Below are 18,937 nucleotides of genomic sequence, written 5' to 3'. Positions count from 1 at the left end.
TCCGAACCCTGAGCGTAGCCGAAGGGTGAGCTGTCATATTAAGCGTAGTCGAAGTGGGAGTCGAAGAGTGATACTACAATGCCAAAACGTAAACTTTAAAAAAAATAAAAAAAAATGAATTTTGATAGTAACATAAGTAGGCGGTATGACACTATCTAGTATAAAACAGCATCTAATTGGGAATTTAGAAGCGTTTTACTACAATTTTTAATTATATCAATTTTACAATTATGAGAAAAGTATTGTTATTTCTGTGTGTGTTAGTGTCTGGTTTTAGTGTTTTTGGGCAAAATACCACTTTTGATAATTTAACTGCAAACTATGGAAGAAGTAAATCTATTACTTGGTTTTCTTCTAATTATGGTTCTGGTTTTGGACATAGGATTCTTAATACTGATCCTGGAGGGCAAACTTTATTAAACTTCCAAGGAAGACATAACTCATCTACTTGGTCAGATATCTTAACACTCACTTCTAATGGTAATGTTGGTATTGGAACAACAAATCCTCAATCAAAACTAGAAATAAAACAAAGCGGAACTATCGGAGGGACTTGGAACCCTTCTGGGAGTTTTTTAACAATTTCAGATTCAGGTAGTTCAAAAATGATTATAGATTCTAACGAAATCTACGGTAGCGGAACTTTACATATTGGTTCAAAAACTGGGGACATTATTAGATTTAGAACTGTATCCGAAAATTCAACTAGTGATAAAGTTGTCATTAAAGAAAATGGTAATGTCGGAATTGGAACAACAACTCCAAGTGCAAAACTGCAAATAGAAGGGCAAACTAAAGTTGGAAAATGGGGAGTCCTAACTTTAGATTGGACCAATGAGACTAATTGGGGAGGAAGCTCCAATAAATGGGCCGGATACATAGGCTTCAACTCATCCAGAAATGATGAAGACCCGAAAGATTACTATAAAGGAAACAATAAGTATACCTCTAAAGGTGTTTTTGAAGGTTCCAATTACGGGTTTAGATGGTTATATAGAAATCATAACAATCATGATTCTGACGCACAACATCAGCTTTCTGAATATATGCGTTTAACTAATGACGGAAATCTTGGAATTGGCACTACTAATACGCAAGGATATAAACTAGCGATCGCAGGTAAGGCTGTGGCTGAGGAGGTAAAAGTAGCACTACAAACCAACTGGCCTGATTACGTTTTTAAAGACACTTATCAACTCCCTACCCTACAACAAGTAGAAGATCACATAACCACAAAAGGTCACCTAATCAATATTCCATCGGCGGCAGAAGTATCAGAAAACGGTATCCAATTAGGGGAGATGAACGCTAAGCTTCTTGAGAAGATCGAAGAATTGACGCTATATACAATTGCGCAGGAGAAGAGATTAAAGGAGCAGCAGAAAACACTTATTAAACAAGAAGATGAGATCTCAGTTTTAAAATCACAAAGTTCAAGAATTAATAAACTAGAAGAAAAATTAAATCAACTAATAAACAATAAATAATTACTATGAGGAATCTATTAATTATACTCTTAGCGTTTTTTACAATAGGAATGAGTTTTGCACAACAAATCCAATATGATGTTACTGCAGGTAACGGTAATGGGTTGCGTTTATGGAGCAGTGATTCGTATAAAATCCATATGGGCAATGCTTCAGAATATCAATATGGCCCTGTTACAGATTATAGTATTAAGACTAATATGAATTCTACTACAGGAAGAGGTTGGACTTGGGGAGTAAATGGAGTTACTCCAATTGCCGCTTTAAATAATCAAGGAGATTTTCAGATTGGTAGAAATTTTAGAGCTTTAGGTAATATAACTCTAGATGGTAATAATGTTAGTCTTCCATTAAACGGAACCGCAAACAATTCAGATAATTATGTAAACAAATATGATTTTAGAATTAGGAAATCAAATAATAGTTTCTACATAGGATTGTCTAATGAGTTTAATGTTAGGAAAGTATATTTGCAATCAGGGCATGTGAGTTCCGCATATGCTCATGGTACAGGTTCTATTTCTTTAAACCCATTTGGAGGTAACGTTGGTATTGGAACAACTTCACCAAGAACAAAATTAGATGTTATTGGAACCATTAAAAGTGATAAGTTACTATTGGCCGATCCTAATGATACGTCAGATTGGAATACATTGTGGGAAAGCGGTTTTTATCAAAGTTATAATGCTGCTAACGTTCCTGAGCCGAATCAATGGTTTTGGGGAATCAATATGAATCATAGTTCTAACAATCCTAATTATAAATATAACGGTCAAATTGTCGTAAAGAATAATTCTGTACACCCAAAAATGTATTTTAGAAGTACTAATAAGGAAGGAACTGGAACTTGGGCGAGAGTAGTTCATAGCATAGGGAATCAGTATATCGAGGGTGCTCTCGGTATAGGTACAACTACTCCAGACGCTAAACTTGCCGTAAACGGAAACATCCACACCAAGGAAGTAAGAGTAGATTTAATCGGTTGGGCCGATTATGTGTTTAAAGAAGATTACAAGCTTCCTACACTAGAGCAAGTGGAAGATCATATCGCTACAAAAGGGCATCTTATCAATATCCCATCCGCCGCAGAAGTAACGAAAAACGGTATCCAATTAGGTGAGATGAATGCGAAACTTCTAGAGAAAATCGAAGAATTGACATTGTATACGATTGCGCAGGAAAAGAAATTGCAAGAACAAGAAGAACGTCTTAAAAGATTAGAGGCATTATTAGTAAAGAAATAGAACACCAGTTGCTTCTAGTATATATTCATTCGTGAAATATGGAGATATACTAATGAATGAATACATATCTAGAGTTACGGTTCTTATTCATATAATCGAACGATCCAGTGATCTAATAATCCTATTATCGACCATAAATAAAAAAAATCAAAAACAGAGGTAACATTTCTCTTTCCTAAGACACGTACAAGTAGGGAGAAGAAACTCACCTTAGAAAATTTCTTAAATACATTAAGAAATTGATGGGGTATCCATCTAAAAAATTAAGTAAGGCAACAATTATTAAATAGTAATTTTTATGAAAAACATTTCATTATTTCTCACACTTTTTTTGATTACAAGTTTGGGATATGCGCAGACTGGCGATGACGGTGGAGGCACTACTGCATTTGATTATACAGCAGAGCTTTCTAGAGCAGTTACGATTCCTAACTCTCCAGAAGCCCAGGCTTTTATTAAATATGGAAATGTTCCATTAAATCAATACACTGGTACTCCTAATATTTCGATTCCGATTTGTGAGATCAAAGGAAATAGTATCAGTATGCCGATTAGTATGACCTATGATGCTTCTGGGATTAAGGTAAATCAATTAGCTACTAAGGTTGGTTTGGGATGGAATCTAAACTATGGTGGGGTAGTTTCTCGTCAGGTACAAGGACTTCCTGATCAAGCAGATGGAACTTATGCTAAAATTACAGATCCAGGCACTCGAGCGGGTCTTGATGCTGCCTACAATAATGCATATATGGGTACTTTTTCTACCGTAGCAGCGATGGATGCTGCCGATGCTTTGTTAACCAATTATAGTATGAATAATATCGATACCCAGGCAGATACCTTTAGTTTTTCTATTAACGGATTATCAGGTACCATTGGGATTAATTACGATGTTATAGAAAATGGAAAATATCAAATCTTTTGTATTGACAATCCAGAAGTCAAAATTGATTATACCCTGTTAGGAGATCAGATCACCAATTGGATTATTACTGATACCCAGGGAACGCGCTATGAGTTTGCTAAAGCAGAATTCACCCATACATCCTATAGCACCCAACAGAACGAATATACCGCAGAATATATCTCCAGTTGGTATGTAACCAAGATAGAAACTGCCAATAAAGAAGATGTCATTACCTACTATTACGGGAATGGAGCCTACTATGCAGAGAATCAGCGGTTGCCTTTAGATCATATCGTTCAATTTTATCAAAATGTGAATTCTTCAGTTTTTACACAAGAAATTGTAGCACAACATAAACAAACGATCTATAAGATCCAACAATTTAACCCAACAGCTATTTTTCATAATGGTAAGTTAGCCGTAGATTTTGGAAGTAGTCTGCAGCGAGAAGATTTGCTTGGACAGTCTGCGATTACCAGTATTAATGCCTATAATACTTTAGGTCAGACTATAAAAGCCTTTGAACTGGATTATTCATATTTCGTATCAGAATCTGGCTCTGGACCATATCCAGCAGGTGATAAACGTCTAAAACTAGATGCCATTCGTGAGGTTGAGGTGTTTCGTGATCAAGGAACTGTTAATACATCACCTACAACTCCTAAAGAGAAAACGCATCGTTTTGACTATTTTAACCCGACACAACTTCCTCACATAAGTTCTCATTATATGGATCTTTGGGGATACTATAATGGTGGAGGAGCACATATCACCAATGTGGTGGGAAACTTGTTTCTTTTTAACGAACAATACGGACTGACCAGATTAGATTATGACTTCCCAGGGTCTGACCGTACATCTAAACCTCAATTTGCAATTAACGGAACGCTACAAAAAATTACCTACCCTACCGGAGGAAGCACCGAATTCTTTTTTAATGGACATAGCGGTCCTTTAGAAGAAGAGGGAACAATTAATCTACAAAGATACACCACTGCGGTTCAGGGAGGAAGTGACAACCCTATAGCAAGCACCAATGATCTCAATGATTGCCCTAATGTGGATGATGTTACATATCTAAACAATCTTCAGAATATTGCCAATGGGGAGTTTACCATCGATGCTTTAAATGCCAACAAAGCAATTGCTTTTGATGCCACATTCAACAATTATGATCCTGGCAATCCATTAGCTGATAATGGAGTCACATTTGTTTGTGTGTATAAATCTCGAATAGGAACAGGGCAGTGTGAGACACGTCCGTGTCCTGACTTTGGATTACAACCTAATGGATGTTCTACAACAGTAACCGGTGATACCTATACCATCTGTGATACCGGAGAACAACCACTCACTTATTGCGATATTATGACCAGTAATCCTGCTAGCAATCCAAAGATTGTATACTTCAGTACGACTCCTGATAGTGATTTTATTTTACAATTAGAAGAAGGAGATTATCGCATTTTACTAGTCAATGGAAATGCTAATACAGCTTTGAATGTTCAGTATGACCTGCTAGTAGAACAGGAGATAAGCAGAAACAATATGATAGGGGGTTTACGATTGGTTAAAACAGAAGACAAACCTTCAGAAAATGCTACTGATGTATTGACTAAGTATTATTATTATAATGAGTTGCCTGAAAATGGAGTAATTACTCCTAGTATTATAGAAGGTAACTATGCTTCTTCCGGGGTGGTGCATCAAAAACTATTCTTTTCTGATGTAGAAATACATAATGGTCTTGTACGTGATGGTGTCAATGTCCCTGATGTGAATTTGTATAAGTTTTATAGCAATAATTTGGCTCCAAAAGCAAAATACAATATTGCCTATACCGATGTTTCTGAAATACGATTTAAAAACAATCAATATCAAGGGCATACTGTCTATAGTTTTTATAATGAGGATGATGGTGTAGCAGTGGCAAACCGCCCTTATTTCCCCAGATACCATCTAAACGGAAGACTAAAAACAACTACCCATTATAACGATCAAAGAAAAATGGTGCAGCAAAGTTCGCAAAGCTACTCACAACAAACCCTGAGTACCACCATGCCACACAATGGAGTGTTTATGATCCCGCAAGCGATTGCCCACCAGGCCTGTAAGAAAAAAATATACGGAAATGGTACCTATACTATTGACATCACACTTCCTAATTCTCTATTTGGCGTTTGTGATGCAGGAGGAGAATTAGGACCATATACTAAGTATTTCGCTAACAAGTATCGCTTAACACCCGTATGGACACGATTAGAGGCAAAAACAGAAAAGCAATTTTTTGAGGATCAGATCATAGAGCAAAAAACAGAATATTTCTATGATAACGATACCCATAAACAAATGACACGTACGCAAACCACCAAAAACAATGGGGAGATCGGGATCTCTAAAATGTATTATCCTCAGGATAGAGCAGCGCTCGGTACCTTACCTCTTAATGCCAACAAAGCTATTGATGTAATGATCGATACCCATCGTATTGGAATGCCTTTGCAAGTAGAGCAGTATACCAAACAAGGAACTGAAAACATCCTACTGGCTAAACAAAGAACAGATTATAAATTATGGGGTACCGAAAAGCACGTATCTCCAGAATTTGTGTATACCAGCAAAGGAAATGCAACGCTGGAAGAGCGTATGCGATATATAGATTATGATAATCTAGGACATCCATTAGAAGTTGTACAGACCTTAGGAAGTCCAGTTATATTTATTTGGGGATACAACGATAGGTATCCGATTGCCAAAATTGCCAACGCTACTTATACAGGGATGCCTGCAGCAGTGACTGATTTGATTGATCAGATCAAAACAATCTCTAATGCAGAGGATACTGCTTCTGAAGAGATTGCTATGCGATCTAAGTTCAAGGACTTAAGATCTCACGCATTCTTTGCCAATGCAGAAATAACGAGTTATACCTATAATCCACAGATTGGTGTGACTAGTATAACAGATCCCAGAGGATATACGATGTATTACGAATATGATGGTTTTAATCGATTATCAACGGTGAAAGACCAGGATGGTAATTTGATGTCAGAAAACGAGTATAACTACAAAAACTAGTAACAGATGAAAAATATTGTAACACAAATTGCTACAGTCTTGCTAGTTTTAGTAAGCGTAGTGGTAACTGCCCAAACAGCAGATACAGTAATCATAGAAAACGAAACCATTAATGCATCTAGTGATCCGGCATTACTTAATGTAAGCGCAGGTCAAAAAATTATCATTAAACCAACCACATGGATACAACCGGGTACTGTGTTTTCTGCAACGATTTCTGGAGATCCTTATGTAAATCCATTATTAAGTACTGACGAGAATTATGTATTTACACGAGTGTATCAAAAGGAGAAGACCAGTTTTTCTGAAGTTAGCAATAATAGCGATGTGATCGAAAGCATTACCTACTTTGATGGATTAGGTCGTGCTACACAACAAATAGGAATTAAAGCCTCTCCTGATAAAAAGGATATTGTAACTTATATGGAATATGATACTTATGGAAGACAAGCAAAACAGTATTTGCCTTTCGAGAGACAAAATGAAGTTATAGGAAGTTATAATACCGTTGATGTTATTACAGATATTAATAGTTATTATAAAACAAAATATCCTAATGATTTTATCGGAATGGCAGAAGCTGATGTCAATGCCTATTCAGAGACTATTTTCGAAGAATCTCCATTAAGTAGACCTTTAAAACAGGCTGCACCAGGATTAGACTGGATTGCAAAAACTACAGGAGATGATCATACCATAAAATTAGATAGAAGGGCCAATAATGCCGCAGATGATGTGGTCTATTTTAGAGTAAACTTTATAAACGGCAATACCGAAGCGCCTAACTTGGTAAAAGTGGGAGATTATCCAGATAATGAACTCTTTGTAAACATCACCAAAGATGAGAATTGGGTCACGGGTGATGGTGATAATCACACTACACAGGAATTCACTGATAAATCTGGCAGAGTCATTCTAAAAAGAACGTACAATGCAGGTGTAGCTCATGATACCTATTATGTATACGATGATTTCGGGAATCTTACCTATGTAATCCCTCCTAAGATTACAGTAAGTAATGGAGTATCTACTACAGAACTCAATGAATTGGGATACCAATATAAATACGATCGCAGAAACCGATTGGTGGAAAAGAAAACCCCTGGCAAAGGATGGGAGTATATCGTTTATAACAAACTGGATCAACCTGTGCTAACTCAAGATGCCAACCAAAGAGCAAAATCCCCAAAAGAGTGGTTATTTACCAAATATGATGCTTTGGGTAGAGTTGCTTATACAGGAATTATAAAAAATGATCAAAATCGTTTAACAATACAAGATTCGGCAGATAATAATACAAGTTATACCCAGTATGAAACTAAGCAAAGTAGTAGCAGCACAATAGCAGGAACATCGGTATATTACACGAATAATACTATTCCTGGGTATATTGATAAGATCTTAACCGTCAACTACTACGATAATTATGAAGTTGGAAATCTTGTAACTTTTAATCCAGCTAATGGCTCCGGAACCTGGGAAGGTATGACAGCAACTGCAGAAGTAAAAGGCTTACCAACGGTATCCCAAGTTAGAGTGTTAGGAACTGATCAATGGATTACATCAGCTACTTATTATGATAATAAAGGAAGAGCCTGGGAAACGCATATAAAAAATGATTATCTCGGTACTGAAGATTGGATTTTAAATAAATTGGATTTTGTGGGCAAGGTTTTAAAAACCCAAACAACCCATACCAAAGGTAGCAATGCTCCGATAGTGACTGTTGATACCTTTACTTACGATCATATGGGGAGATTGTTAGATCAAAATCAAACGATCAATAGTCAAGCAGAAGAGCGAATCGTATCTAATACCTATGATGCATTAGGACAATTGGAGTCTAAAGCAGTTGGAGGCACTTCTGCGTCTATCAGTGCCCAAGGATCCCAGAGCGGAGCCGAAGATGGACTACAGAAAGTAGATTATACCTATAATGTTAGAGGTTGGTTAAAAGAAATTAATGAGGGTACTATAGATAATGGAGATTTATTTGGTTTTACGATTAATTACAACACCACTACAGAAAACTTAGGAGCAATTGCTTTGTATAATGGTAATATTAGTGAAACCAGTTGGAAAACTGCTAATGATAATACCAAGCGCGCTTATGGATACCAGTATGATGCATTAAATAGAATTCTTGCCGGAACGAGTAGTGATGGTAGGTATAACTTAAGTAATGTATCCTATGACAAAAACGGAAACATCGAAACCTTACAAAGAACCGGTGCCATTGTAATAAACCCTGATCGAAATAGATCTGGTGATTTTGGCATGATGGATCATCTTGCCTACGAATATGATGCAGGGAACAGATTACTAAAAGTTACCGATGAGGTAACAATGCCTTTTGGGTTTACCAAGAATACTACAGTAGCAGGAGATGATTATCAATATGATGTTAACGGTAATATGACAGTGGATCATAATAAAGGAATATCTAGTATTAGTTATAATCATTTAAACTTACCTAATACTGTTGCGATTTCTAATAGCGAAGGAACAGGAAATATTACTTATATTTACGATGCCACTGGGGTAAAACAAAAGAAAGTTGTCTCTGGAGGAAGTTCTTTAATAGTAGAATACGCTGGTAACCACGTGTATGAAAACGGACAACTTAAGTTCTTTAACCACGCAGAAGGATACATAGAACCTAATGGAGAAGGTGAATTTGATTACGTATACCAATATAAAGACCATCTTGGTAACATCAGACTCTCATTTTCTGATAAGGATAAAGATGGTAAGATTGATGTGCTGAGAAATGATGCTGATGCAGACGGTGATAATGATTATGCACACGAAATCTTACAAGAGAAGAACTATTATCCTTTTGGACTACAACATAAAGGATATAATGACCTAATTGTATCGGAACATAACTATGGATATAATGGGGTAGAAGAAGAAAACGAACTAGGTTTAAACATGCTTAGTATGGATCTTCGTAAATACGATCCTGCAATTGCCAGATGGACTTCTATAGACCCTGTTACTCATTTCTCTCAATCAACATATAATGGTTTTGATAATAACCCCGTATTCTGGGCGGATCCTTCTGGTGCTAATAGTGAATGTAGAAATTGTGATTCAAATGGTGTTCCGATTATTGTAAATGGACAATATAGAAATTCTCGAGAAAGAAAAGCAATTGCTGAAAAAGGAGGGTCAAGTACAGATAGTAGTCCAGAAGATTTTTTAGGTAGAATTAACAGAAATACGAATGGGCCAGTAGTTGTAACACTTAGGGATTTAGGAGAAACTGTTGCAACAGGAGATTTTTCATACACTTTTAACGAAGTAACAGGTGAGTACGATATTATTATGAATTTTATAGTGTCTTATAGTCAGTCTTTTAGAATTGCAGGAAGTAATGGGAAAACACTTGAAAGTGAAAATCCGGGGCTTTTTAAAGCGGTTAGAGGACACGAAGAATTAGGACATGTGGAACAATACTTAGACGCAGCAAGAAATTTTACTATAAAAAAATACAATGTTACTATAAATGGTACTATAACTTCTTTTACTGGTAGTGCGGACCAAATACTTACTGATGTCAGAAATAGTTTTTTGAGTTCTACAAGTACAGTTTCTTCGGGGAACACTATTTTAGATTTGGTAAGTGCTGTACAAAATCAAGTACATTTGAATAATTTAATTCAAACAACATTTACAGATTTGATAACTAATCATTTGGATGCTGCAATTCGTAATACTGTTAATACGAGTGAAGTTGATGCAAACACTAGAGCAATAAATGCTGGTATTGATCCAGGATATTTAAATGGCACAACTCCAACTTTTTGGCAAGGTGTACAAAAGTTTTAAAAGAATTAAATATGAAAAAAATAAATTTTATAGCACTATTGTTGTTGATTTTAACAATATCATGTTCAAACAGTCAATCTACAGTAAAAAAAAATACTAGTAATGTTACAAACAAACAATCTATTAAAGTAGATTGGAGTAAGAATACTTTTTTGAAACCGTATAAAGATTCCATAAATGTTTTGACAAAAACAAAGGTAATACCTAAGTTTTTAAAGAATGAATGTTTTGATTATGATTATGACTTTTATTGGGAGCATAAGCATAATCCTAAATCGTTTAGAAAGGAGATTATATTTAGTGTTTTTGATATTGAGATTCTGGAGTTTTTATTAAAGAATAAAGACAAATTGAGTGATGAAAAATGTTCTCAATTATTAGAGCACCCATATAGTGGTAATCCTGAGAAAATGGATAGTCAAAATTCCACTAATTTGGAACTTATAACAATTAGGTTAAAACAATTATCGAAAGGGTAGCGTTTGTCCCAGATCGCTCGGATATGATAGCGCGGAAATGTTTTCCGTGCCACGTATGAGTAAGCGATAAGAGTTAGAAATAGTATAAAAACAGTCATGTCTTTTAAAATGATATGGCTGTTTTTTACAATAATTGTTTAATGTTTTAATAATGATTTACTGCACAGATTGCAAATCTGCGCTTTCTCAATTATTAGTAGTATAATTTATAAATTTATTTTCTAAGCAAAGAATATTCAATGTCTACAAAATATAAACCCAGATCGCTCGGATATGATAGCGCGGAAATGTTTTCCGTGATGCGTATGAGTAAGCGATAAGAGTAAGAAATAGTATAAAAACAGTCATGTCTTTAAAATGATATGGCTGTTTTTTTACAATAATGTTTTTAATAATGATTTACCGCACAGATTGCAAGTCTGCGCTATCTCAATTATTAGTAGTATAATTTATAAATTTATTTTCTAAGCAAAGAATATTCAATGTCTACAAAATATAAAGCTACCATGCCCGATTCGGGATACTTTATTACGATCACTACAGTAGGTTGGATAGATATATTTACTAGGTTAAAACAAAAGTATGTGATCATTGATAGTCTAAAGTATTGTCAAGAGCAAAAAGGATTAGAAATATATGCTTTTTGTATTATGCCAAGTCACATTCATCTGCTTTGTAAAGCAGAAGAGGGTTTTGTGTTATCAGATATTATTAGAGATTTCAAGAAGTTTACTGCTAAAAAGATGATAAAAACTATTAAAGAATATCCAGAAAGTAGGAGAGAATGGATGTTAACATATTTTAGCAAAGCCTGTGAGCATCTCAAAAGAAATCAACAATATAAGGTTTGGCAAGATGGATATCACGCAGAAGTTGCAAACTCTAATTGGTTTATAAAACAAAAAATAAATTATATTCATAACAATCCTGTCTTAGACAAGATTGTTGCAAATCCTGAAGATTATATTTTTAGTTCTGCTAGGAATTACGCTAACATGGATAATGAACTAGATATAATAACTTTAGATCTTTTGTGAGTGTATGATATATTCTCGCACTGAATGCAAATCCGCGCTATCAAGTAAAGCTTTAAATAATGATTAAAAGATATATTCATATTACAACGATTTTATTGTTCACTTTTCTATCATGTAAAAGTCAGGATGTCAAAATTTTAGAATCTCTAAATAGGGAACTGACACATATTATTAATGAGGATAATGAGATAAATAAGGTTAATAGAGATAATATTGAAGCACGACAAAAAGCTCTTTTGAATATTATTGAACTTAGAAAAGAGTTCTTTTCGAAGGTTGATTTAGAAAAATCAGAATTTAAATTAATTGAAACGAATGGCATTAATAAATCTTACACTGGAGTTATTCTAGTAGATGATAGTGATGTTTTCGTTTTTTCTAAAAAAGAAGAAAAATCTACATTCCAACAAATAAATCTCGCTGATTATACAGCGAATAATCCTAATGATATTAACTTGTATATTTTTAAAAAATTAAATGAAGAGAAATTGGATCAGTTAGTTGCTATAAGTAAAAAAGCAAGAAATCATCATGGAGAAACTTTAATAATAACAACATCAGAAAAGGGTAAAGTAGCTTCCAATATTATGAATACTTTTTTTATAAAAGATGATCGAGGTAAATTAATATATTGGTAGAAACCCAGATCGCTCGGATATGATAGCTTTCTTTCACTAATGTTTTCACAAAAAGATAATATATGAATATAGTACAAGAATTAACAAAAGATTTAGGTGGAAATTATTATCAGGATGATCAAAAAAAAGGATATACCCCTGGAGGAACATTTATTAGTAAAAATAGTTATGGTTTAATTAAAAAGGAAAATTATTCTATAAAAATATATTGTTTTGAAAATATGGGAATAAGAGCAGTTAATACAATTGATGGTTCTCCTTTTAAAATAACATTAATAATACCTTTTGCTCTAAAGAAAGAACAAAGTATTTTTCCTAGGTCTTTCTTCCAGAAAATAATTAGTAGAACTCCTACTTCAAATAACACACTCTCAAATCACGCAAAAACAGTGCTTAAAAAGTATAGTTTAAAAGGAAATAAAGAATTAACCAACTATATTTTGAATGATTCTTTTCTAACGGAAATATTGCCAAACCATATTTTGTACATAACAACAAAGATCGAAAATGACATTTCAATTCTGAATCTAAGACCAAATGAATCAGTTACTACTACTATAGAATTAAACCGATTATATAGTATTATTGATAGATTGGGAGAAGTCATTTTTAAGCACAGGTTTATACTAAAAAAATAGTAAATACTCTTGAAAAGACACTTATAGTTGTAACTCTGTACCACTCGGATATAATAGAACAGATTTACAAACCCGATCGCTCGGAAATGATAGGCGGAAATGTTTTCCGTGCCACGTATGAGTAAAGGATAAGAGTAAGAAATAGTATAAAAACAGTCATGTCTTTAAAATGATATAGCTGTTTTTTTACAATAATGTTTAGTATTTTTAATAATGATTTACCGCACAGATTGCAAATCTGCGCTATCTGGTCCTCGCTTGGTATTACGGTATAGCTATTATACGTTTCCGAAAGGTGAGGCTCTCGAACCTGGAGTTGCTATATGGAGCCTTTCTAAGTGCTATCTAACTACAATTTTCATCGTAATAAGAATTCCCAGCGTAGTCAAAGGGTTATTTCCTACAGTTGTTAAAATCAATACCAAATCTATATTTTTTATTTTTTTAACAGTTTATTTTATTAAGGATCAGTACATTGTCTAATGTAACACAAATTGAGTACAATTAGTGCTATGGGGATAGCATCATCGTAACTTTTACAAAATATAAGTGCATTTGTTTATAATAACACGGTAAACAAGGGTGATTTGTAATATGTAATTATTTGATAAAAGTTAGATGTACGTTGTACAAGATCAACAAAAAAGTAATTAATGACATTGCAAAAAAACCTTTTGGGGCTGGTTTTTTTCTTTTTTCTGAATTCAACATTTTCTCAACAAAAGTCATTAGCAATAGCTAATAATACTGCATATGAGTATGCTTTCTCAGAAACAGCCAACATATATGATAACACGGCAACAAATGTAGCTACCGTATCAACTAGTATTGAGGATCAAAAAGAACCTGAAGTATATGATTTTTCCTCTAATAGATCTATACCTACTAATAATGTCTCAGCAAATTTTGTGGTAGAATCATTATCCATAAATTCTAAGAATTCGGATTACGCTCCCAGTTTTTATAAAGGAGAACTGGTGTTCGCTTCTTCTCGAAATAATAAATCCTTATCAGTCATACTTCAGGAAGGTATTAATGAGCCTTTTTCGGATTTGTATATGACAGGTAAAAACATTCCTGATAAAGGGGTTTCAAAACTAAAAGGTATGATTAATACCAAGTTTCATGAATCTTCTGCTACGTTCAGTCCAGATCAAAAAACGGTATATTTTACCAGAAATAATTATTCAAAAAGAAAGTTTATAAGAAATTCTGAAGGATACGTTTCATTAAAAATATATAAAGCAAATTATAGTAACGGTAAATGGAAAAACATAGAGGAGTTACCTTTTAGTAGTGATGAATACTCTATAGCAAACCCAGCATTATCACCAGACGGTAGATTCATGTATTTTGCCAGTGATATGCCAGGAAGCTATGGGCAATCGGATCTTTATGTAGTAGAAATTTTTGAAGACGGGAGTTATGGTACACCACGAAATTTGGGTGGAAAGATTAATTCTCCTGGTAGAGAGACTTTTCCTTATGTAAGTGATAGAGGTACCTTATTTTTTGCTAGTGATGGACATGTAGGTTTTGGAGGTTTGGATATTTTTATGGTATTGCCTAATAGAACAACTGGTTGGTCGATTTATAATTTGGGAACTCCGATAAACAGTGAAAAAGACGATTTTACATTTATCATTAATGAAGAAAGCCAAATCGGATATTTTGCTAGTAATCGAATCGATGGAAAAGGTGGAGATGATATTTATGGATGTAAATTACTGATTCCTTTGTTAGATTATCGAGATAACACGCCTGCAATCAAAAGAAAGATAGAAAGGCATATAGAGGCGAAACCCAAAACAGAAGAAATCACCTCTTTTTAAAAAAATAGGCTTTAGTTTACAATTGTTATAATATCTGATATAACTTTTTTGAGTATCAATAAAAACGTTCTAAAGCAACGCTTTGAAATACCTTTTTTCACCAGTGTAGGATTTGTTTTGCGCCTGCCTGCCGCAGCACGGCGCAGGCAGGTTAATAAATCTTGAAGCCTTGGAAAGATTTAGTAAATCAAATCCGATTCTTAGCAAAGCTAATAAACACCTTGAAAAAACAGCTTTTATTTTGGGTCAGAGGTATAAATAAAAGTAGGATTTTAAATCAATGCTATTTTAAACTAGAGCTAAGATTTATAAATAAATTAATAAGATGTTTGTAGAATTTTAACAGGGTATTTTTCTGTTAAATAACATTAATTAACATACAGTAATTTGATAAACATAATATCTTAGGGTCATTAACCTTAAAAAATATATTATGTTCAAAAACATTTCAAAAATTAACGGTATTCAGGTGCTGAATAAGTCAGTACAAAAAGACATTAACGGTGGATCTTTTGATGGAGATGGATATGGAGTATGTCTAAGACCTAATTCTTTTTTCTGTGGAATTCCAGATCATATATGCTGTAATGGTTTATGTGTATTGCCAGAGCATCCAGCTTGCGGTTTTTAGTAATTAGTTGCTAAAAAAGTTAAGTTTTTTATCACACTGAGCCTGCCGAAGTTATGGAGGTTTTCATCTCAATATATCTTCGACAGACTCAGACTGATATTGTTGAGTTCTTTTAGAACTTTTTATAGATTCTCTTTACTTTTCATAGATTTTTAATTCTTTAAAGAGAGTTCTTTAACTCTTTAATTTTCATATTTATTTTTTCGTTTTTTTGAAGTTTTAAAGAACGCTCATAAATATCTATGGCATCAGATATATTTTCTGTAATTACCAATTTATTTGCTAGGCTTACATAAGCATCGGCTTCATTAGGAAATAGTAAGGTGTTAAACTTTAATATTTCCACAGCCTCTTTTTCTTTACCAGCAAAGAACAAAACATTTGCATAGGTATTTAATTCGTATAAACTTTCAGAAATAGAACTGAATTCATTCACAAGGTTTTCAGAATTCTTGGATAAGTAATCTGTTCCTAGTGTTTCAATTATAGTATTCATTTTGGTTACACCGCTATAGTTTGGTGTATAATTTCCAGATAAGATATCTTTAATATCTTCTTCAATCGATGTTTTTGGAGATTCTACAATACGATTTACCTCTTTGCCATCTTTATAGAAAATAAACGTTGGTACCCTATGGATGTTTAAACCTTCCTGTTCACCTCCTGCGCTTTGTTTATAATGTTCTCGGTCGGCTTCTACTGCGACTGTGGTTAATCGATCTATAGGAAACTCGCAAGTGTTTAATATTTTATAAAAGCGTGGCACCTCTCTTTTACTATCACCACACCAAGTGCCCATAAATAGGGTTATCGTGTATGATTGTAAATCCGTTTTAATGGCGTTGATAATCTCTTCTTTAGGCGCATAGGAATCATAATTTTCAGAAAACCATTTGTTATAAGGAGCTGTGTTTAGCTTTTCGAAATTAATTTTTCCGGTGAGGTTGGCAGTGCCTTTAGTATTAACGATTTCTTGATTAAATGTCTGCGAAAATGTTGGAGCAGCAATAATTAAAAAGCTGAATAATAGTAGTGTCTTTTTCATTGTTGTAGAATAATAGGATTAAGAATTTTTAGAAAGAAAATCTATTTTAACCTAAGTGCTGTAAATGTTAAAACTGTAGAATATTTATAACACTCAGGTTGGATAGGTAGGGCAAACGCTTTTAAAGGTTTTATTGCTCTTTTGGGTGAATCATCCCTCAAAAGAGCATCGCCGCAGCGAGGATACCTTTTTAACTCCCTTCCTTGGAAGGAAGGGTTGGGGATGGATGTTTTTAGTATAATATTTAATTTATTTTTTTAAAATATTTGCGCTAGTTGGATAAGTAGCAAAGTTCCTATTTGCTTATTGGAGCTCCGCTTGCGACGCTTTTAGCTTTAGGAGTTACCATAGCTTTAATTTTTAGAATATGCTTTCCAAGAGCTGTATTCGTGGTAATAGTTACTTGCTTATTTTGTAAATTAGGTTTTCCATTAGTATTAAAAGCAACTTGCATTTCTTTAGTTTCACCAGGAGCAATAGGTTCCTTAGGCCAATCAGAAACAGTGCAACCACAACTTCCCTTAGCATTTACAATCACAAGAGGAGCATTACCTGTATTGGTAAATGAAAATGTATGTTTTAAGATGTCTCCTTCTGTAACAGTGCCAAAATCAAATTCAGTTTCAGAAAAGGTCATTACAGGTACGGCATTTTCAGTTTCTGAAGCTGAATCACCTTGCATGGCCATAGTAGCAGTAGTAGTATTTTCTTTGGTTTGGTTAGTACAAGAAATTATAAGGCCAGAGGCAATGATCAGTAGGATTAAAAATGGATTTGTAGTTTTCATGTCTTTAAAAATGTTTTATACTAGTTATACTTTGAATTTTGATTCTGAACCAAAACTCTAAACATGTCGATGAAAAAACAATAAAAAAGAGGTGGAAAAAGGGACTAGACCCCCGATGGAAATTTGTGTTTATGTAAAAAAAAGGAATAAAATTATCTGTTCTTGTATAGCGTTTTTGCCTCGTCGCGGCTTTCTACATCTATTTTCTTATATAAGTTATTAATATGTGTTTTTATAGTGCTTACACTTAAAAAAAGTAAAGAAGCAATTTCTTTATTCGTTTTATCCTGTAGAATTAAATCCAATATTTTTTTCTCCTGTTGGGTAAGCTTTTTTTCCGTTAGCTGATACGAATTCTTATATTTTCTTAATTTCTGAAATAGAAAAAGATTCAACAATCCAGATAGAATTAATACTATGATTATAATCCATAACCAATATGACGAGGTCTCTTTTGCCGTAATTTTTACAGAAAATTTATCTGCTGCCAATTCCGTTTTGTATTGTTGGACATATGGACTGTTAGGATACTTGTTCTTTAATCGATCTAATAAAGCATCATAATAGGTGTTCTGTTTTAGATCCTGTAAGTAATACGTATATAAATTATTAGATTTGTTTGACAGAAATGAATAGATATATAATTCTGTCAAGGGTTCATTTTGATTCTTACCGTATTCTTGCAAGGTATTGAACCATTTTCTGGAATTTACTTTTCTGTTTGCTTCACTTCTGTAAGAACTAAAAGCATATCGCATGTTTTCTATAATAGAATCAACCTTAAGAAAGGTATTACTTCGTTCGTTTGTAGAAACTACTTCGCAAAAAACTTCTTCTTCAATAGTAAAAGGTAGTGAGATCGTATCTTTATTTTTGGCAATAAAAAGAATTTCTTTACTGTTAAGACAGATTCCGTTAAAATGAATAGACTCTTTATCCTCTTCAGAACAATTTTCGGTATGGATACGATATATTCTATTCTGAGACGGAAGGTTATTCTCTGTGAATACAAAATAACCTGTAGAATCCGGAACTACTTTTTGGATGATTTGTTCTGGATAGATACCGGACATTTTCCTATAATCTTCTATAAGCGATAAATAAATAGAATTGTCCTTATTATCATTATCTACATAACCAGAAAATTTATATTGACTCCACAATGAAGGAGAAGAAATCAAGAAAGAGATACATAAAATAGTTTTTATCCATTTCATAAAGTAATGTCTAGCTTTTTAGAAACTATCCCAAGATAAAAATAATTTTAAGATAGGGTGTAACATAATAAGATATAACACTA

Annotated in this window: 13 protein-coding genes; 10 read left to right on the top strand and 3 right to left on the bottom strand. The window is 33.7% G+C overall.

The genetic code is table 11. From position 1 onward, the window contains the following. Window positions 1-230: 230 nt before the first annotated feature. The 10 genes from Q0829_RS14840 (at window position 231) to Q0829_RS14795 (ending at window position 15,805) form a co-directional block, all read left to right on the top strand. A complete protein-coding gene (locus tag Q0829_RS14840; protein ID WP_298544457.1) occupies window positions 231-1,487 on the top strand; it encodes a hypothetical protein in 1,257 nt (418 codons plus the stop codon). A 5-nt stretch (window positions 1,488-1,492) separates the two neighbouring features. Beyond that, window positions 1,493-2,731, top strand: a complete 1,239-nt coding sequence (locus Q0829_RS14835) for a hypothetical protein (RefSeq protein WP_298544455.1) — start codon at window positions 1,493-1,495, stop codon at window positions 2,729-2,731. Window positions 2,732-3,029: 298 nt separating this feature from the next. After that, the gene (locus Q0829_RS14830) at window positions 3,030-6,716 is read left to right on the top strand and encodes an RHS repeat domain-containing protein (protein WP_298544452.1); all 3,687 of its coding nucleotides are present in this window, start codon (window positions 3,030-3,032) and stop codon (window positions 6,714-6,716) included. A 6-nt stretch (window positions 6,717-6,722) separates the two neighbouring features. Continuing rightward, window positions 6,723-10,550, top strand: coding sequence for a DUF6443 domain-containing protein (locus Q0829_RS14825; RefSeq protein ID WP_298544450.1), 3,828 nt, complete (start codon window positions 6,723-6,725; stop codon window positions 10,548-10,550). An 11-nt stretch (window positions 10,551-10,561) separates the two neighbouring features. After that, the gene (locus Q0829_RS14820) at window positions 10,562-11,029 is read left to right on the top strand and encodes a hypothetical protein (RefSeq protein ID WP_298544447.1); all 468 of its coding nucleotides are present in this window, start codon (window positions 10,562-10,564) and stop codon (window positions 11,027-11,029) included. Window positions 11,030-11,511: 482 nt separating this feature from the next. Continuing rightward, complete coding sequence (locus Q0829_RS14815; RefSeq protein WP_298544444.1) at window positions 11,512-12,066, top strand: transposase; 555 nt, start codon at window positions 11,512-11,514, stop codon at window positions 12,064-12,066. A gap of 59 nt (window positions 12,067-12,125) precedes the next feature. Next, the gene (locus Q0829_RS14810) at window positions 12,126-12,704 is read left to right on the top strand and encodes a hypothetical protein (RefSeq protein ID WP_298544441.1); all 579 of its coding nucleotides are present in this window, start codon (window positions 12,126-12,128) and stop codon (window positions 12,702-12,704) included. A gap of 62 nt (window positions 12,705-12,766) precedes the next feature. Further along, window positions 12,767-13,342: a hypothetical protein gene (locus tag Q0829_RS14805; RefSeq protein ID WP_298544440.1), complete on the top strand. Its 576-nt coding sequence runs from the start codon at window positions 12,767-12,769 to the stop codon at window positions 13,340-13,342. Between the two features lie 653 nt (window positions 13,343-13,995). Further along, window positions 13,996-15,174, top strand: a complete 1,179-nt coding sequence (locus tag Q0829_RS14800) for a hypothetical protein (RefSeq protein WP_298544437.1) — start codon at window positions 13,996-13,998, stop codon at window positions 15,172-15,174. 433 nt (window positions 15,175-15,607) lie between these two features. Next, on the top strand, window positions 15,608-15,805 hold the full coding sequence (locus Q0829_RS14795) for a hypothetical protein (protein WP_298544435.1): 198 nt from the start codon (window positions 15,608-15,610) through the stop codon (window positions 15,803-15,805). Between the two features lie 160 nt (window positions 15,806-15,965). Here Q0829_RS14795 and Q0829_RS14790 read toward each other — a convergent pair whose 3' ends face one another. The 3 genes from Q0829_RS14790 to Q0829_RS14780 all read right to left on the bottom strand — a co-directional run bounded on the left by Q0829_RS14790 (window position 15,966) and on the right by Q0829_RS14780 (window position 18,854). After that, window positions 15,966-16,850: a thioredoxin domain-containing protein gene (locus tag Q0829_RS14790; RefSeq protein ID WP_298544433.1), complete on the bottom strand. Its 885-nt coding sequence runs from the start codon at window positions 16,848-16,850 to the stop codon at window positions 15,966-15,968. A 295-nt stretch (window positions 16,851-17,145) separates the two neighbouring features. After that, on the bottom strand, window positions 17,146-17,637 hold the full coding sequence (locus Q0829_RS14785) for a DUF1573 domain-containing protein (RefSeq protein ID WP_298544430.1): 492 nt from the start codon (window positions 17,635-17,637) through the stop codon (window positions 17,146-17,148). A 152-nt stretch (window positions 17,638-17,789) separates the two neighbouring features. Then, a complete protein-coding gene (locus Q0829_RS14780; RefSeq protein ID WP_298544429.1) occupies window positions 17,790-18,854 on the bottom strand; it encodes a helix-turn-helix transcriptional regulator in 1,065 nt (354 codons plus the stop codon). Between the last annotated feature and the right edge of the window lie 83 nt (window positions 18,855-18,937).

Source organism: uncultured Aquimarina sp. (assembly GCF_947492405.1).
Classification (GTDB): Bacteria; Bacteroidota; Bacteroidia; order Flavobacteriales; family Flavobacteriaceae; genus Aquimarina.
The sequence above is the reverse complement of the archived record's forward strand: the minus strand, read 5'-3'. Positions and strand labels throughout refer to the sequence as shown.